This window comes from Actinomadura sp. 9N407, assembly GCF_044326315.1.
Lineage (GTDB): Bacteria > Actinomycetota > Actinomycetes > Streptosporangiales > Streptosporangiaceae > Spirillospora.
On sequence record NZ_JBIRAW010000041.1, the window covers coordinates 36,815 to 52,526 of the forward strand.

The window sequence follows — 15,712 nt, forward strand, 5'->3', positions numbered from 1 at the left end:
AGCCGACCCCAGAATCCATCTCAGAGTCGATCTCAGGGTCCGTCTTAGAGTCACGCGCGGAGCGAGGGATGGAGTCCGGATCAAGGCCCGGCTCGTGGCCTGGTTCGGGGGACGATCAAGGGGCTGGTTCGGGGTGGGTGTCGGCGGCGGTGTGCCTGGAGTGGGCCGAGACCCTGGTCCGTGCCGCCGATGTGCAGGAGGGCTTCCTGGCCCGTTTGATCGCCGTGGTGGAGGCATCCGGTGAGATGCGCCGGTGGGGCTATCCGTCCGCGCAGGCGTGGCTGCGGTCCCGCCTGGGGATGCGTGATGCCCGCGCCAAGGAACGCGTCCTGCTCGCGCGCCAGTTGCCACGGCTGCCCGAGACCGCGGAACGGCTGGCCGACGGCACCCTGTCCTGCGGATACGCGGTCGCGATCGTTCAATCGGTGGCCCGCCTCGACGATGACGACTGCGCCAAGGCCGAGACGCTGCTGCTGGCCATGGCCGACGACGGGTTCTCGGCGGGGAAGGTCGCGGCGTTCGGGTCCCGGATCCGGGATGTGATCGCCGAACGCGACGGCACCGACCACGCCCCCGACGACGCCGCACGCGGCTACCAGCGCTCCTGGCTCACCTCGACGCGGTCCCTGGACGGCGGCCGGTATATCAAGGGCTGGCTGAACGCTGAAGACGCCGCCGTCCTCGACGGCACTTTAGGGCCGCTGGCCAAGCCTGCCGGTCCCGAAGACCTGCGCGATCTGGCCGAACGCACCGCCGCCGCCCTCACCACCGTCCTGTCCGGCGGCCATCACACCACCAAGGTCACCCTCATCTGCGATCTGGACACCCTCACCGGCGGTGACACCCCGACGCGGCTGCCCGACGGCACCCCGATCCCCGCCGCACAGGCACGCCGGATCGCGCTGTCGGCCGGGGTGTCGCCGCTGCTGCTGGGATCTGGTGGTCTCCCGTTGTATCTGGGGCGGCGGGCCCGGTTCGCCAGCCCTGCCCAGCGCCGCGTCCTGGAAGCCCTCTACCCCACCTGCGCCGTCCAAGGCTGCGAAGTCCCCGGCACGCTGGCCGAGGTCGACCACGTCGACGGATGGGCCCTGGACAGTGGCGCCACCGACATCGACCGCCTCACCCTGTGCTGCGGATGGCACAACCGCTGGCGCCACACCAACCCCCACCAAATCAGCATCGAAACAGACGAAAACGGACGATTCGTCTACCGACTCCTGCCTCCGCCCGACCGACACACCGGCTATAAGGCACCACCGTGGACGCAACAGAACGACCGCGACCGTCCGGCGGCGAACATCCCTGCTCAACGCACAAGCCCAGCGACTTCCGCCAGACGAATTCAACGCCTGTATCGGTCAACGAGATCCCGCCGGACCGAGATGGCCGGGCCGCCCAACGAACCGGAGGAATCGGGTGACACGCAAACTCCGTACCGATGGCGCACCGCCTGACAGCATCCACGGCCAAGGCGTGTTTCAAAATCCAGGGTTGCCGTCGCCTGTGGTTGATTGCGGCGATGTGGTGCGGGGCCGATGGGCCCGGACATCTACGGGGCGTCCATCGGGATCGCGAGCCGTCATCGTCCATTGCGTGGGCAGTGTCTCGATCTGCCCGACCGGCCACCCGCCGACCCGGATTCGTTCGCGAACCTCACACAGTTGCGCGTACGTTCCTACTCGCAGCCCCCATCCCGCCCGGTTCAGGGGGTCGAGATCAGCGGTGGAGGCGGTAGCGGTTTCGACTATCATCAGGTGGTCGGCCCCGCCGACATCGATGACGGCGATCCGTGGATCGGCGGGAGTCGCAGCGCGCTCGAATGCGAGCCTTGCTCCGAGCATCTCTGTGTAGTAGGCCACGAGCCGGTCGAGGTCGGTCGTGGATAGTGTCAGATGATTGATTCCGAGCAGATCGTGCATGATCGACTGAGCGTAGTCCAGCCGCTGGACGGTGCCTAGACGAGCCATTCCGAATGATCAGCGGTCGTAGGCGGCGATCAGTGGTCGTGTGAGGGGCTGGCTGATCTTGTGGTGATGCCGGGGCCGTCCTGTGGGTGGTAGAGCTCTTGGGCATGGGCCGAGTCGATGGGCCCGTCTTGGTCAAGGTGCAAGAAGTGGTCCAGTTGCCACGCCTGCGAACTGCCGGCTTGGCGGTTGGTGGTGGTCACCCAGGGCGGGTAGACGCGGAAGGCTCGTTTGCCTCCGGAACCGTGTACTGACACGACACCGCGTCGGCTGAGCGTGTCCATGGGAAAGACGAACTGGCCGAAGTGGTGATGGTCGCGGGTGCTGATGACGAAGAGATCGACGGGGTCGGTGGCGTCGAAAGGCTGGATGGGCCCGCCCGGGGCTCTCTTCCACACGGTGACGAACTGGCCGACCTTGGTGGGGGTCGTTCTGGCTGCGCGGAAGCGGATGGCGAGGCCGTCAAGGGTGAAGGCGTGGGCGGCGTAGTCGGCGCTCTCGGCTTCGGGGACCGGCTGCGAGCAGGTGAACCCGCAAGCGTCGTAGACGAGCACTTTCGCCGCGATGAGGTCTGTGTGAACCGGGGTGGTGTCCGACCACGGTTCGAGGCCGGTGGGGTAGGGATCGGATGAACACTCGCGGTTCGACGTCATTCGGTCACCCTGTCACGGGTGCTTGGACGGTCACCGGCTCGACCCGGGGGGTGTGGCTCTCGTCGCGCCGATCCGAATACTGACGTTGTGCCCGGAACGCAGGACAGGACGTCCAAGATCGTTGTGTGACGAACAACCTGGACGCCCTGCTGGCCGCGCTGTACGTGGAGATCGACGACGAGATCGGAGGCGCTAGGTGGCTGGGCCGACCTCCGCGGCTGATGGACTCCGAGCTCGTCTGCCTCGCTGTCGCGCAGGCGCTGCTGGGCTGTACCTCGGAGTCGCGGTGGCTGCGGTTCGTGGACTCCCGACTGGGGGCGATGTTCCCGTACGTGCCCAGGCAGCCGGGCTGGAACGAGCGGCTGCGGGCCGTGCTGCCGGTGGTCGAGAAGGCGATACGACTGCTGGCGGTGGACACCGGCTTCTGGTTCGACAACCACTGGATCGTCGACTCCACGCCGGTGGAGTGTGGCCGCTCGCGCCCGACGGTGAAGCGGTCAGGCCTGGCCGGCTGGGCCGGATAAGGGTACTGCGCCGGCCACAGCCGCTTCTTCTGGGGCCTTCGCCTGTTCCTGGTGTGCACCCCGTCCGGGATGCCGATCCTGTGGCCGTTGGCGAACCCGAAGATCGGCGAGCGTGAGGTACTGACGGCGATGCTGGACCGCGAACCGGAGACGGTCACCGGCCGGCCGGGGCTGCTGGTGATCTCCGACAAGGGCTTCGCCTCCAAGGGGTTCGAGGCCGGCCTGGCCCTGCGGGGGCGTCGAGTTGCTGCGGCCGTCGTTCAAGCGGGAGAGGAATCGCAAGAGCGAGGGCCTGCTGAAGTCGGTGCGGCAGTTGATCGAGTCGGTCAACGACACCCTCAAAGGGCAACTCGACCTGGAACAGCACGGCGGGCGGACCTTCGAGGGCGTCGCCGTCCGCGTTGCCCAGCGCATCCTCGCGATGGCCGCGGCGATCTGGCACGACCACAAGACCAGCCAGCCAGTCACACGCTCGCTCATCGCCTACGACCACTGATCACATCGGAATGACTCGTCTAATACCAGGCCGATAGCGCAAGTTCCATGGCGCTAGGCCGGTAGCGCTAGGCCGGTAGTGCTAGGTCAGTAGCGCTAGGTCAGTAGCGCTAGGTTAATTACATAAGGCCAATAGCGCGTAGCGTCGATAGGTCTAGGCCAAGGGAATCGATCGTCCGCGCTCCTCTTCTGGACGGGGACCGAAGATGCGCCTGTCGGCCTCATCGATACGGATGTCGTTGATGCTGGCCTCGCGCCGGCGCATCAGTCCTTCGGCGTCGAACTCCCAGAGTTCGTTGCCGTAACTGCGCCACCATTGGCCAGCGGCGTCATTCCACTCATAATGGAATCGCACCGCCATCCGGTTCTCGCGGAATCCCCACAGTTCCTTGCGGAGTGCGTAGTCCTGCTCCCGCTCCCATTTCCGGGTGAGGAACTCGATGATCTCTTCCCTGCCGGTGATGAAGTCGCCTCGGTTTCGCCAGACCGAGTCGGGGGTGTAGGCGAGCGCCACCCGCTGCGGATCGCGCGTGTTCCACGCGTCCTCGGCCGCCTGGACTTTCTTGCGGGCGTCCTCTTCGGTGGTGAACGGAGGTACGGGCGGGCGGGACATGGTTGGGGCTCCACGCTCTCGTGTAATGCGGTCGGTCGTCATGGCTCCAGCGTCGCGCCCGCGAACGTCCCCTCCCATGTCCATCTGGCCATGATCCCCACACATATGGACATGAAGGATCGGTACCCTGGGGCCGTGTCGAGGAGAAGCGTGACGGTCCTGGCCTACGAGGGCGTCCGGATGATGGACGTGACCGCCCCGCTGGAGGTGTTCAGCACCGCGGCCGGACTGGGCGGCCGGTATGAGACGGCTCTGTGCACGCCCGACGGGGAACCCGTCACGACGGCCGCCGGCGTCCGGCTGATGCCGACCACACCGGTGATTGCCATGGGGGAGACCCACACCCTGGTGGTGCCCGGGTCACCGGAGTTCCCGCGCGTCCCGGCGCCCGCCGGGCTTCTCGACGCGATCGCCTCTCTGTCCGGTACATGCCATCGCATCGCCTCCGTCTGCACCGGCGCGTTCGCTCTCGCACAGGCGGGTCTGCTGGACGGCCGGCGGGCGACCACCCACTGGCGGCACGCGGCGACACTGGCCCGCGTCCATCCCAGGATCACGGTCGAGCCCGACGCGATCTACGTCCGGGACGGGGCGGTGCTCACCTCGGCCGGCGTCACCGCCGGTATCGACCTCGCTCTGGCCATGGTCGAGGAGGATGAGGGGGCCGACCTGGCTCGCGAGGTGGCCCGCGACCTCGTGGTGTTCCTCCAGCGGCCTGGCGGCCAGTCCCAGTTCTCCGTGGCCTCCCGTACGCCGCGGCCCCGGCACGACCCTCTGCGGGGTCTGCTCGACGAAATCGTCGCCGCCCCCGCCGGCGACCATTCGCTGCGGGCCATGGCCGCGCGGGCGGGGATGAGCGTCCGGCACCTCACCCGGCTCTTCCACCAGGACGTCGGCAGTACCCCCGCCGCCTACGTCGAGTCCGTACGCCTGGAGGCGGCGCAATCGCTCCTGGAATCGGGTGAGACCGTCACCGGGGCGGCGCAGCGATCCGGGCTCGGCAGCGACGAGTCCCTCCGCCGCGCCTTCCTGCGCCATCTGGGTGTGACCCCTTCGGCCTACCGGGCGCGCTTCCGTACCGCGCTGTCCAAGGGCCCCCACCGTCCGGTCTCGCGATCGGCGCCGCACTCCGCCCTCATGGATAGACCTGCTGCTCCAGTCCGCGCGAGTTAGTTCAACTGCCCTTGAGCCTCTGGTCTTCGCATTCACCCTGGCCGCCGCTGATGGTGATCAGTCGCGCACGGTCGATGACCGGCGGCGGGACTCGGCATGGTCGGCCCCGCAGCCGGAATTGATCGGTGCCGCCAAGGTGGCTAGCCTGATCGCCGTGCGGCCGGGACGTGGGAGCCGCAACGATCGCGTGAGGCTGGAAGAGGCCCGACCACGGGGCCCCGACCACGGCAAGCTGCTCGACCACCCCGCCATGGAGTTGGGAACCGACTGACGATGAGCGCGGAAGAGGATTTCAAGCAGGTCGGTGCCGAAATGGCCGACCTGGGTGTATGGATCTCCAGCATGATGGGGAGTCCCGCGCTCAAAGATCATGCGGGGAAGGTGTTCGCGAGCCTGCAGCGCGACCACGCGATGGTGTTCCGGCTGGTGAGGGATACCCCCGAACATGCGGCCGCGCTCAAGCTGCCCGGGGCGTCCCTGTTCGACCCGTCGGGGAAAGGCCGGGAGATCAAGGACTGGGTGGTCGTGCCCCACTCCTCGGCCGAGAAATGGACGGATCTGGCAGAGGCCGCCCTCAGCCGCCCACGCTGATCAGTAGGTGACGTCGAACGGCCTGACGGCGGACGCCTGAGCCCGCCTTCAACCTTCCAGACCTCGCAACCTTCCGGGCACTGACGCCACCGGTTCTCGCAATGCCGCCGGGCTCTGTGATGTGGCGAACGGAAGTCGGCTCCACCTTCGCGTTCCGTGCGGCCCCGGCCGGGCTCGTCCGGCACGGTGAGTTCCAGCGAGTTCTGGCCTCACCTCGTCATCGAGGCCTGCTGTCTCGCATCCCAACGGGGCAAGGATGGCACCTGCTGTCCCAGCTCACGAAGTCGGCGCGATGTCATCAAGTCGGACCCGCTCGGCTGGCCTGCAGCGCTCAAAGCCGTGCCACGTTGGCCGGTCTGCGCATCCCCCCTTCGGGGGAACGGCCCCCGTCCGTGTTCCCCCGGAGGGGGATCAGATTCCCTCCAGTGGGTGGTGATCATGCCCGGCACAGTTGCGATCTTTGGTGTGGATCGGGCAGCCAGGCCCGCCGGACCAAAGGGATCGACAATGACTGCTCAGATCGATGCGCCAGTGACCGTCGGGCGGGTGCGTACCGCGTGGAGAGGCGCCCACGCCCCAGTGGCCGGGGTGCCCCGCTGGGCACGGATCGCCGCATACACCGTTCCGCTCACTGTGCTGCCCTCCGGCCTCTGGCGGATCGCGGGCATCACATTCCATCTGCCCATCGACATCAACGAGGGCGGCCACGGGTCCGGCGACCTTCCGTCGTGGCTGCCGATGGAGCTGTACGTCGTGCTGCTGTCGGTGCTCTCGGAGTTGCTGGCGTTCACCGCCATCGGCTTGATCGCCAGGTGGGGAGAGGTCTTTCCGCGCTGGATCCCGGGCCTGGGCGGCAGGCGGGTACCGACGCGCGCCGTCGTCGTCACCGCCGCGCTCGGCGCCGCGGTGCTGACGGTCGTGTGGACCGTCGGCTTCGTCGCTCTGTTCGCCGGAGTCACCGTCACAGGTGAGCCGACTCCCGCGGACTTCCCCACACAAGCAGGCGGCTGGCAGGCCGCGATCTTCTACCTCTGCTACCTCCCGCTCCTGCTGTGGGGTCCACTGCTCGCCGCCGTCACCTTCGCCTACCACCGGCGTCGCCGGAACCACTGACCCTTTGGCCGTCAAAGGAGCCACTGAGGAAGGGGCCCTCCGCAACCGGCCTGGCTGGGTGGGGCCACAACTCGCACGAACATGAATCAGCGTCACCTCAGTGGAGCCGGAGATCACTGAGGACTGGGGCCGGCTTTCGTTCGCACAACCAGGCTCTGCCACACGGGTCTGACCCACACGCCACCGGGCCATTGGGGATCGCTCGGAATGGCCCCTCCCGAGGAGTCGGCATCTGGCCGCGGCAGCCTCCTTGCTCCGGCGTTCGAACGGAGACCGCCGCGTCCCCGATCTTGCCGGCAAACCGCGTGTTGTCGGCGTCCGCTAGGACAGCAGCCGTCGGCGGAGCCGCTCGTCGAGTTGCTCGGCGGCCTCTCGGGGGACCCCGCACAGATGGAGGAAGCCACGAGCGGCCCGGCCGTCCACCGGCTCGAAGTGGTACGACCAGGAGCCGTCGAAGCAGGGACGCCGATGAGCCGTGACGGTCACGGCCCTGGCCTCCTGACCGTGGGCGTAGGCCCGGAGCGCGGGAGGTGACTGCTCGTTGAGCACCGTGACCTGCCAGCCTTGGCGCCCGATCTCGGCCGCCAGCTCGTACAGATAGCGGGACGCCCGGTGATGGCCTGGGAGAAGTCGCCGGCATGCCTTCATCAGGGTGCGAGACGTGCCCATACGACCTTGCCTCCTCCCTCGATCGGGCGGACGCCCCAGGCGGCGGTGATGTCGGCGATCGTCGGCAGCCCCCGGCCACCGGTCGAGGCGTGGTTCTCCGGCAGAACGGTCGGCTGCCCGTCACCCGAGTCGTAGACCTCCAGTAGGAGAAGGCCGTCCCGCGCGCCGACCGACAGCCGGACGATGATCGTTCCCTGTCCGTAGCGGTAGGCATTGGTGACCAGTTCCGAGACCACCACACGTGCCAGGTAGTCATCGGGAATGTCCCATTTGGCGAAGATTTCCGCCACGAATCGGCGGGCCTGCAAAGGGGCTTTGTCGGTTGACTCCAGGATGATGGTAGGAGTTTCGGTCTGTGGTACTTCTGCCCGGTCTGTGTAGATCTCCCGGGCGGAATGCGCGTCCATCATGGCTGTGACCTTTGGAACAGTGTCCGAATGGGCTGGTTGAATCATGCGCCCTGTGGCACGCTGAATTCGGAAAAGGTAGTACGGCTGGCCAAAGCCGATCCGTCTCAACTCGCCCCCAGCCATCAATGGCCATCGCTGGTCATCACTGGCCGAAACGAAACGGAGCAGTTCCCATGCCGCAGCGACCGAACGACCTCCGCCCTGGGAGTCTCCCGAGACCCTCTTCGGGAGCGAGTTGCGTCACTACAGGGAGGCCGCAGGCTTGAGTTGCACCCAGCTCAGCAACAAGATCCCGTTCGCCAAGAGCACGATCAGCGCCGTCGAACGCGCCGAAATGCGCTGCGACCGCAGCCTGCCCGTGGAAGTCGACAAGGTCCTCGACACGCGCGGCGCCCTCACCCGCCTATGGGACGGCCTGTTCAAACACCTCGGCGCCATCCCCGCTTGGTTCACGGACTGGTACAAGCACGAGCCGGAGGCCATCAGTGTAAGAAGTTTCCAGCCGCTCGTCGTCCCAGGACTAGTGCAAACGCCGGACTATGCACGTGCCCTTCTGAACGGAAATGAAGCAGCGGTAGAAGCCAGAATCGCACGGCAGAGCCTCCTTGTACGAGAAGAGCCTCCGCCGCCGAGTTTGATGTACGTCCTCGATGAGTCGGTGCTCCACCGCGACATCGGTGGCCCGGACGTGATGCGTGCGCAGTTGGAACACCTGGCCGCCGTCGCATCGCATCAGGTGAGGATCCAGATCGTCCCCAGCGTGAACCACGGTGGACTGACAGGAGCCTTCTTCGTAGGTACGCTGGCGGGTGGAATCGAGTTGGCATACAGGGACGCAGAGATCCGGGGAGAGACCACGGCTGATCGCGAAGACATCACGCGCCTCAGTGAGACTTTTTCGTTGATCCAGTCACAGGCCTACCCGCAGAATCAATCAATCGACCTTATAAGGAAAGTGGCGAAAGAACGATGGACGTGAACCGCCCACAGTGGCGCAAGGCATCCCGCAGTTCGAACAACGGTGGCGACTGTGTTGAGCTCGCGGCCTTCGCTGATTCCGTGGCCCTGCGTGACAGCAAGGATCCGGACGGGCCCAAGCTTCGACTCGTCCGAAGTGACTTCCGGGGATTTGTAACGGCGGTCAAGAATCTCTAGTCCGGTGACCACGACGATCCCGCCGTGCCGCTCGCTTCCGTTGACTCGTGGCGTGTTCGCCGCTGGCGGTGGGGTTTCAGGCGAACACGCCACGAGTCAACGCGCCGGGTACGCCGGTGGACGCGGCCATTGATCATCTGGCGTGCTGAATCGTTGCTCCGGCCGGAATGAGCGAGGATCCGGTCTTCCCCCCCGTTCGATCACACCTGTGGTGCGCCGAACGGTGCGGCTTGCGGGTGGCGTCGTTGTGCAGGACCAGTTATGCAGGACCCGATGGGCAGCCGGATACGGTACCGCTCGCCTTCGAGTACGACGGGACCTACTTCTGGGGCGGCGGGTCAGGCCCATCGGTGGTGGATACCCGAAAATTCCGCAATGTCGGAGCTGGGAATCACGAGGTTGCGCTGGTGGTCGATGACCTGGTGTCGCTCGACCCGTTCGTTGCGCGGGGGATACGTTTCTGCGGGGGATACGTTTCTACGGTGAGGCCGAGGGGCCGGTCGAGCGCGTCGGGATGGTCGGCCCGGGCCATTATCTGCGTATCACTCCAGCCGTTTCGTGGAGCTGGAAACTGGCGGGCGAGTTCGTCGGCGGAACCTGGTACGAGACACGGCGCACCGCCCACCAGCCATCGGCTCCGCTGGGGCCTGTTCCGACGGGATGAGCGGCGCCGTGTAGCGGAGCTGGAAGTCCGTGCAACTGAGCTGAAGTAGGGGGCCGACTCCGGCTGAATCTCCTGTCATGCGCGCTCGGCAGCACGGTGACGGGGCAGCACGGTGACGGGGCAGCACGGAGGGCGGAACCGAAGTGGCAGCCGTCCGGCGGTGGTGTGCCTGATGCGCGCCCGCTCGGCGCGGCCCTACGAGTAGACCGTGGCGCCGGTCGCCGTGACGAACTGGGCAAGTGCCTGTTCCGCGCGGTTCGCGTCTCGATCGGCCTGCTCTGCCGTTTCCGCGTCGTGAACCTGCTCGGTGATCGCGAACGCTCGCTCAGCCAGCTCCACGATCTGTGGATCGCGGGCCGCCAGCTGGACACGGAGCAGATCGTAGGCTGCCGTCGAGCGGACGCGAAAGGACTGCGCGTGCGATTCTAGAGTGGTTGGGGAGCCAGGTGCCTCAAGACGCCGACGGACGTAGTCGCATTCGGCGCGACGGTAGTACGAGAGCCCATTGGCGAAGGCGTCGTAGGCGGCGACTCGGTCTTCCCGTTGTTGCCGCTCGCGGCGTCGCTCAATGCGACGAAACAACCACCATTGCGTTATGGAACCGGCCAGAACACTGAGCAGAAAGAGCAACGCGCCGGCAACGTTGCTTCCACTGAGACTCATGGCGCTAGTGGATCACAACCCGCTGCCGATTTCCTAGCCTCGCCGTTTCGGTTGGGGTTGCTGGGGTGCTGGGCGGGGTTGTTTTGGGGCTGGGTCGGCCGGTGGGCATGGTGGCGGCCCGACGCGGGGTCGGGTTCTCCAGGGTCCTTGGGTCGGGGGTGGGCGGGGACGGCAGGTCAGCTGGCGGGGCGGGGTAATGCGGCCGGACGGCGGAATGCGGCGGCGAGTTCATGCCGCCGGGGCCAGGTCATCGATATTCGCAAGCGCAGGCGGCGGCCGCCTCGGCTGATTCGGGCGGCGACGTGCAGGAGCCGGTAACGCAGTTTCTTGGGTTCGGCAGTCGCGAGCTCGCCGTCCAGCAGGAGGACGCGGGTCCAGGCCAGGAGGTCGATTGCCGCGAGGCTGAGTTCGAGCCAGGCAGCGTTGACACCGAAGCGGCGGGAGGGAAAGCGACCGAAACCGGTGGTCTTGCCGCACCGGATGTGGTCCTCGACGGTGGCGTGTCCCTGGTGGCGGACCTCAAGGAACTGAGCCGAGCCGGAGGTGAATGGGGTGCCGGTGAGGAAGACCTGGTGCCGCAGGCCCTCGGCCTGATCGAACAGTGACAGCTCTGGGCCCCGGGATGGGGACGTTCCCGCCGAACGATGATGCGGGTGCCGTCCGGATAGCCGGCAAGGTCGACCATGCCGGTCAGCTCGGCGACCTCGGCCCCGGCACGTGGTCGAACACCTCTCCCTCGGCCAGTTTGACGCGCGAGATTACTCATGCGAGAGTAATCGCATGTCCTCGATCCGGCTGTTCATCCTGTCCTCCTTCGCCACACATGGCGAAATGCACGGTCACCAGGTCCGCACGCAAGCCGAGCAGGAGTACGTCCACCTGTGGACCGACATCTCCGTGGGCAGCGTGTACGGCGCCATCAAACGCCTCGCCGGCGAGGGCCTGCTCGAAGAAGTACGCAGCGAACAGGACGGCAATCGACCGGCACGCCAGATCTACGCCATCACCGCGGCAGGACGTGACGTCCTCGCCGAGCTCCGCCACCGGAGCCTGCGGGACATCTGGTGGAAATTCGACCCCTTCGACCTGGCGCTGACCCGCGTCGACCCGGACACACTGACCGATCTGCCAGAGGTCCTCTCGGCACGCCTGGCGGCGGTGCGCGACCTGCTCGAACAGACGAAAAGGGTGAACGCGGACGCCCTGGAGCATGTATCGGTGAGCGAGAAATGGGCGCTGCGCCACACCGAATACCGTCTCCAGGCCGAGGTCAGCTGGCTGGAAGACCTCATCGCCGCCGCACCGGACATCGTCGCCGACGAGCAATCAGGGGTAAAACCCACGCGAGGGTAGCCTGCCGTCGCACCTGGTGTACGCCGTCACCGCGGCCGGACGTGACACGCACGCTCGCCCAGCCTCGTCCTCTGCGCCTCGGCCACCCCGGCCGACGTCCGTCCCGTTCAACGCGCCGCTCACCCATGTCCGGCCGCGACACCGTCGCCTGCAACCAAGGCCGCAACCCGGCCAAGTCCCGACCCCCACCCACGGCCCTGCTCACACCGAACGAGACGGGGCTCGATCAACCATGTCCACTCAAGGGAGAACACCAGTGTCCGAACAGATCCGCCCCTTCACCCTGTCCGTGCCCGAGGAACAGCTGACCGACCTGCGTGAGCGGCTCTCCCGCGTCCGGTGGCCCGAACGCGAGACCGTCCCCGGCACCGGCCAGGGACTGCCGCTCGCGAAAATCCAGGCGCTCAGTGACTACTGGCGCGCAGGCTACGACTGGAGGGCCGCGGAGAAGACCCTCAACGACTTCGGCCAGTTCACGACCACCATCGACGGCCTCGACATCCACTTCCTCCACGTCCGCTCACCGGAACCCGACGCACTCCCGCTGGTCATGACCCACGGGTGGCCGGGCTCGGTACTGGAATTCCGCAAGGTGATCGGCCCACTGACCGACCCCGCCGCCCACGGAGGCGACCCGCGTCACGCCTTCCACCTCGTCATCCCCTCGCTGCCGGGGTTCGGCTTCTCCGGAAAGCCGGCCGAGTCCGGCTGGGGATACCCCCGTATCGCCGACGCCTGGATCACCCTGATGGACCGCCTGGGATACCGGCGCTGGGGCGCCCAGGGCGGCGACCTCGGCGCCGCGGTCACCGACGAGATCGGCCACAAGGCACCGCCCGGCTGCGTCGGGCTCCATCTCAACTTCACCATGATCCAGCCGACCCCCGAAGAAATCGCCGACGCCACCCCGGACGAAAAAGCAATGCTGGAACGCGCCGGCGCCTTCTGGGAAAAGAAGGCGAGCTACCTGGGCATGCAGTCCAACAGCCCGCAGACCATCGGCTACTCCCTCGCCGACTCCCCGACCGGGCTCGCGGCCTGGATATACGCGCTGTTCCAGGACATCTGCGAAACACCGGGGAACGCCGAAGCCTCCTTGTCGCCCGACGAGATCCTCGACAGCATCATGCTCTACTGGCTGCCCAACACCGGAACGTCCGCGGCCAGGATGTACTGGGAGATGATGCAGACCGGTTGGTGGCCGCCGGCAACAACCGACGACCCCATCACCGTACCGACGGGATTCAGCATGTTCCCCGCCGAACCCATGCGGAAGTCACGGCGCTGGGTGGAACGCCGCTACAGCAACGTCATCCACTTCAACGAGCCCGACAAGGGCGGCCACTTCGCCGCTCTGGAACAGCCCGACCTCTTCGTCGACGAGATCAGGGAAAGTTTCAGCACCCTACGCTGATCCTCCAGCGCCGGTCGTTTCCCCATCAAAACCCTCCAGGAGCCAATCCAGCTCTCCTGGACAAAGACACGTCGGAACGCCGCTTCTATCCCATGGATTGACGGCAGGGGCTCCAGTAACGGAGCCCTGAGACGAGTCTGTTCCTGCGCATGACACGTGCCGCGTTCGAGAATCCCGGTGCCGCGCGGCCGCCGGCCCCCGCAGCACAGTTGTGAAGGCACCGGTCAGCCGGCTGCCTCGACGAGGTTAACCAGCAGACGGACCCGGCGCGGCTGACCACCCTCCGCCTGTCGGCCGAGACGACAACCTTGGGACGCGACCCGCGTAGTGCGCACGTAGAAAGTGCCTTCCCGCTGCAGTGAGAAAAGCCCTGCACAAGCCTCATCACCCCACCTCAGACGGCACTTTCGCCTTTCCTCTCCTGATCCGGAAACGGCCGCAACTGAAACGCGCGGGCTAGGGTGCGTTCTTCGATTACGGGCGGGGATCTGGACTCGCGGAGGGATCGGGGTTCCGGCCGTCCAGTTGATGCAGGTCATGCGCAGTCGCGTTTCGGGCGGCTTTGTCAGCCGCATGTTCCAGTCGGCTTCGGTGGTTGTCCCACCATGCCGAGTCGCCTGGCGCCATGCTGGCGTTTTGCTTGTTCGTCCCCACGGCACCGTCTGTGAGTTCTCGGATGATGTCGGCGTGCCCGGCGTGCCGGTGCGTATCAGCGATCACGCGCACGACGGCATGGTGCAACGTCACCTTGTCCCTGTCGTTGGGCCACCAGGGCACTCGGCCGATCGTGTCCAGCGCCAGTGCGTCGATCGTCGCGTCCGCGTGGGTCCATGCCCGGTGGTAGAGCGCGACGATGTGCTCGCGTGACTCGTCGGCGGTGGCCCACATGTCCGCGTTGGGATCGGCACCGTCTTCGACCCAGGGCAGCGGCTCGCCGGAGGGCCGCCCGAAGGTGTCGCCGAGGTAGCCCAGCTCCACGGTGGCCGCGTGCTTGACCAGGCCCAGGATGTTGGTGCCGGTCGGCGTGAACGGGCGGCGCACGTCGTACTCCGTGAGACCTTCGAGCTTCCACAGCAGCGCATCCCGGGCGGCCTGCAGGTAGAAGTGCAGGTCGGTCTTGGGATCCGATGCGGTCATGGGGCCATTCTGCCGCTCCGGTGATCACGCAGTTCGATCGGGACGGAGGCTGCCCGATCGTGCGGGATAGCATCAAGGGCCACCGCCGGGGCTTCAGGAACGGGAGACTCTGTGACAGGTTCGCCTGGCGAAGCGCATCACGTGGGCCATTCGACCGCCGGTCCCCGCGCACGGAGACCGGGAGCGTTCAAGACGGGCGTCACCCTGCTCGTTCTATCGGCTTTTGCCTACGGTTTCTTGGAATTCACGGGCGAAGGGCAATCGGGCGTTCTGAAGATGACCGTCGGGACGTCCGTCTTGGCGGCCATGTACGGGGCATTCGTCCTGTGGGTCGTCAGCGGTAGCCAGCATGCCAGGACAGCGATGCTCAATGCCGTCATCGTGATGTGCACCTGTCGGTTGATCTGGGTTCATGGAATAGAAGGCCTGGCCGCCTACTCTGTCGCGCTGGTCACCTCGATCGTTGGAATGGTGCTGCTGTACGTGCCGAAAAGCAAGTCGTACATCGCCGCCAGGGAGTCGTACATTGCCGGGCTGCAAGTCCGGAGGTTGTTCGAGGAGCGCGGGAAGGACGGTGAGCGCCTGCACATCGTGTACGGGATCGCCGACATACTCGGCATGAGTCCGAAGGCGGTTTACCTGCATCTCGACGTCGACCAGCGGAGGCAACCGCCCCGGTCGCTGGACGATGGGTGATCGGATACCGACGGCGCATTGACGGCGAGAGGGCCGCGCCTACTTTCGCACGCGGAAGCGGAGCGTCGTGACGGCGCCCGACCGGGTGTTGCTGAAGGGCTCCAGGTCGATCCTGTCCAGACTCGGGGGCGAGAAGCGAACGCCGTCGCCGAGTAGCAGCGGCAGGACGTACACCAGGATCGTCGTCGACGAGCCCGCGCTGCAGGCACTGGGCGGCCACGTCGGTGCCGAGGATCTCCAGGTTCCTGTCGCCCGCGGTGCTGCGTGCCGTGACAACGGCTTCCTCGAGTTCACAGGTGAGGAATGTGACGGCAGGGTCCGGCTCGTCGGGAGGTCTGTGGGTGAGGATGAACTGTGCGCCCCCGTCGTAGGAGGTGTCCTGCGCTCCCGTCGTAAGCGCATCACGTCCTGTCGCCGCCGTCATC

General features: G+C 66.6%; 16 protein-coding genes and 2 pseudogenes. 10 read left to right on the plus strand and 8 right to left on the minus strand.

What is annotated here, in order from left to right:
• Window positions 1–137 precede the first annotated feature (137 nt).
• Window positions 138–1,454 (plus strand): DUF222 domain-containing protein, encoded by a 1,317-nt coding sequence (locus tag ACH34Q_RS41070; RefSeq protein ID WP_395988614.1) that lies wholly within the window; start codon window positions 138–140, stop codon window positions 1,452–1,454.
• A 24-nt stretch (window positions 1,455–1,478) separates the two neighbouring features.
• Here the strand turns inward: ACH34Q_RS41070 and ACH34Q_RS41075 are convergent, their stop codons facing one another.
• A complete protein-coding gene (locus tag ACH34Q_RS41075; protein ID WP_395988615.1) occupies window positions 1,479–1,919 on the minus strand; it encodes a VOC family protein in 441 nt (146 codons plus the stop codon).
• 77 nt (window positions 1,920–1,996) lie between these two features.
• Window positions 1,997–2,617: a MepB family protein gene (locus tag ACH34Q_RS41080; RefSeq protein WP_395988616.1), complete on the minus strand. Its 621-nt coding sequence runs from the start codon at window positions 2,615–2,617 to the stop codon at window positions 1,997–1,999.
• A 125-nt stretch (window positions 2,618–2,742) separates the two neighbouring features.
• On the opposite strand from ACH34Q_RS41080, the pseudogene ACH34Q_RS41085 reads away from it, so the two are divergent.
• Window positions 2,743–3,637 (plus strand): annotated as a pseudogene (locus ACH34Q_RS41085) (IS982 family transposase).
• 153 nt (window positions 3,638–3,790) lie between these two features.
• On the opposite strand, the gene ACH34Q_RS41090 reads toward ACH34Q_RS41085, so the two are convergent.
• On the minus strand, window positions 3,791–4,291 hold the full coding sequence (locus ACH34Q_RS41090) for a DUF1348 family protein (protein ID WP_395988617.1): 501 nt from the start codon (window positions 4,289–4,291) through the stop codon (window positions 3,791–3,793).
• A 93-nt stretch (window positions 4,292–4,384) separates the two neighbouring features.
• Here ACH34Q_RS41090 and ACH34Q_RS41095 point away from each other — a divergent pair, with 93 nt between their 5' ends.
• From ACH34Q_RS41095 to ACH34Q_RS41105, 3 genes are all read left to right on the plus strand, one after another.
• Window positions 4,385–5,422 carry a GlxA family transcriptional regulator gene (locus ACH34Q_RS41095; RefSeq protein ID WP_395988618.1) on the plus strand — a complete coding sequence of 346 codons (1,038 nt, stop codon included), beginning with the start codon at window positions 4,385–4,387 and terminating at the stop codon, window positions 5,420–5,422.
• Window positions 5,423–5,695: 273 nt separating this feature from the next.
• Window positions 5,696–6,013: a hypothetical protein gene (locus ACH34Q_RS41100; protein WP_395988619.1), complete on the plus strand. Its 318-nt coding sequence runs from the start codon at window positions 5,696–5,698 to the stop codon at window positions 6,011–6,013.
• 507 nt (window positions 6,014–6,520) lie between these two features.
• A complete protein-coding gene (locus tag ACH34Q_RS41105) occupies window positions 6,521–7,126 on the plus strand; it encodes a hypothetical protein (RefSeq protein ID WP_395988620.1) in 606 nt (201 codons plus the stop codon).
• 321 nt (window positions 7,127–7,447) lie between these two features.
• On the opposite strand, the gene ACH34Q_RS41110 is transcribed toward ACH34Q_RS41105, so the two are convergent.
• Entirely contained in the window at window positions 7,448–7,795 is a 348-nt protein-coding gene (locus tag ACH34Q_RS41110; protein ID WP_395988621.1) for a hypothetical protein, read from the minus strand.
• The gene (locus tag ACH34Q_RS41115; protein WP_395988622.1) at window positions 7,774–8,205 is read right to left on the minus strand and encodes an ATP-binding protein; all 432 of its coding nucleotides are present in this window, start codon (window positions 8,203–8,205) and stop codon (window positions 7,774–7,776) included. Before ACH34Q_RS41115 ends, ACH34Q_RS41110 begins: the two co-directional genes overlap by 22 nt.
• 235 nt (window positions 8,206–8,440) lie before the next feature.
• Between ACH34Q_RS41115 and ACH34Q_RS41120 the strand changes: the two genes are divergently transcribed.
• Both ACH34Q_RS41120 and ACH34Q_RS41125 read left to right on the plus strand, forming a co-directional pair.
• Window positions 8,441–9,184 (plus strand): Scr1 family TA system antitoxin-like transcriptional regulator, encoded by a 744-nt coding sequence (locus ACH34Q_RS41120; RefSeq protein ID WP_395988623.1) that lies wholly within the window; start codon window positions 8,441–8,443, stop codon window positions 9,182–9,184.
• Complete coding sequence (locus ACH34Q_RS41125) at window positions 9,175–9,360, plus strand: DUF397 domain-containing protein (protein ID WP_395988624.1); 186 nt, start codon at window positions 9,175–9,177, stop codon at window positions 9,358–9,360. The genes ACH34Q_RS41120 and ACH34Q_RS41125 overlap by 10 nt, the downstream gene beginning before the upstream one ends.
• A gap of 859 nt (window positions 9,361–10,219) precedes the next feature.
• Here ACH34Q_RS41125 and ACH34Q_RS41130 read toward each other — a convergent pair.
• Window positions 10,220–10,687 carry a hypothetical protein gene (locus tag ACH34Q_RS41130; protein WP_395988625.1) on the minus strand — a complete coding sequence of 156 codons (468 nt, stop codon included), beginning with the start codon at window positions 10,685–10,687 and terminating at the stop codon, window positions 10,220–10,222.
• A gap of 176 nt (window positions 10,688–10,863) precedes the next feature.
• Window positions 10,864–11,405: pseudogene (locus ACH34Q_RS41135) on the minus strand (transposase); the annotation flags it as partial.
• A gap of 62 nt (window positions 11,406–11,467) precedes the next feature.
• Here ACH34Q_RS41135 and ACH34Q_RS41140 point away from each other — a divergent pair.
• Together ACH34Q_RS41140 and ACH34Q_RS41145 are read left to right on the plus strand one after the other, a co-directional pair.
• Window positions 11,468–12,040: a PadR family transcriptional regulator gene (locus ACH34Q_RS41140; RefSeq protein WP_395988626.1), complete on the plus strand. Its 573-nt coding sequence runs from the start codon at window positions 11,468–11,470 to the stop codon at window positions 12,038–12,040.
• A gap of 256 nt (window positions 12,041–12,296) precedes the next feature.
• Window positions 12,297–13,454: an epoxide hydrolase family protein gene (locus tag ACH34Q_RS41145; RefSeq protein WP_395988627.1), complete on the plus strand. Its 1,158-nt coding sequence runs from the start codon at window positions 12,297–12,299 to the stop codon at window positions 13,452–13,454.
• A 474-nt stretch (window positions 13,455–13,928) separates the two neighbouring features.
• Here ACH34Q_RS41145 and ACH34Q_RS41150 read toward each other — a convergent pair whose 3' ends face one another.
• Entirely contained in the window at window positions 13,929–14,591 is a 663-nt protein-coding gene (locus ACH34Q_RS41150; protein ID WP_395988628.1) for a DinB family protein, read from the minus strand.
• A 111-nt stretch (window positions 14,592–14,702) separates the two neighbouring features.
• On the opposite strand from ACH34Q_RS41150, the gene ACH34Q_RS41155 reads away from it, so the two are divergent.
• The gene (locus tag ACH34Q_RS41155; protein ID WP_395988629.1) at window positions 14,703–15,287 is read left to right on the plus strand and encodes a hypothetical protein; all 585 of its coding nucleotides are present in this window, start codon (window positions 14,703–14,705) and stop codon (window positions 15,285–15,287) included.
• Window positions 15,288–15,712 lie beyond the last annotated feature (425 nt).

What these genes read in the sequence shown, in the direction of transcription:
- ACH34Q_RS41075 (WP_395988615.1), bottom strand. Translation starts at nt 1,919, where the DNA reads ATGCACGATCTGCTCGGAATCAATCATCTGACACTATCCACGACCGAC.
- ACH34Q_RS41080 (WP_395988616.1), bottom strand. Translation starts at nt 2,617, where the DNA reads ATGACGTCGAACCGCGAGTGTTCATCCGATCCCTACCCCACCGGCCTC.
- ACH34Q_RS41090 (WP_395988617.1), bottom strand. Translation starts at nt 4,291, where the DNA reads ATGACGACCGACCGCATTACACGAGAGCGTGGAGCCCCAACCATGTCC.
- ACH34Q_RS41100 (WP_395988619.1), top strand. Translation starts at nt 5,696, where the DNA reads ATGAGCGCGGAAGAGGATTTCAAGCAGGTCGGTGCCGAAATGGCCGAC.
- ACH34Q_RS41105 (WP_395988620.1), top strand. Translation starts at nt 6,521, where the DNA reads ATGACTGCTCAGATCGATGCGCCAGTGACCGTCGGGCGGGTGCGTACC.
- ACH34Q_RS41110 (WP_395988621.1), bottom strand. Translation starts at nt 7,795, where the DNA reads ATGGGCACGTCTCGCACCCTGATGAAGGCATGCCGGCGACTTCTCCCA.
- ACH34Q_RS41115 (WP_395988622.1), bottom strand. Translation starts at nt 8,205, where the DNA reads ATGATGGACGCGCATTCCGCCCGGGAGATCTACACAGACCGGGCAGAA.
- ACH34Q_RS41125 (WP_395988624.1), top strand. Translation starts at nt 9,175, where the DNA reads ATGGACGTGAACCGCCCACAGTGGCGCAAGGCATCCCGCAGTTCGAAC.
- ACH34Q_RS41130 (WP_395988625.1), bottom strand. Translation starts at nt 10,687, where the DNA reads ATGAGTCTCAGTGGAAGCAACGTTGCCGGCGCGTTGCTCTTTCTGCTC.
- ACH34Q_RS41140 (WP_395988626.1), top strand. Translation starts at nt 11,468, where the DNA reads ATGTCCTCGATCCGGCTGTTCATCCTGTCCTCCTTCGCCACACATGGC.
- ACH34Q_RS41150 (WP_395988628.1), bottom strand. Translation starts at nt 14,591, where the DNA reads ATGACCGCATCGGATCCCAAGACCGACCTGCACTTCTACCTGCAGGCC.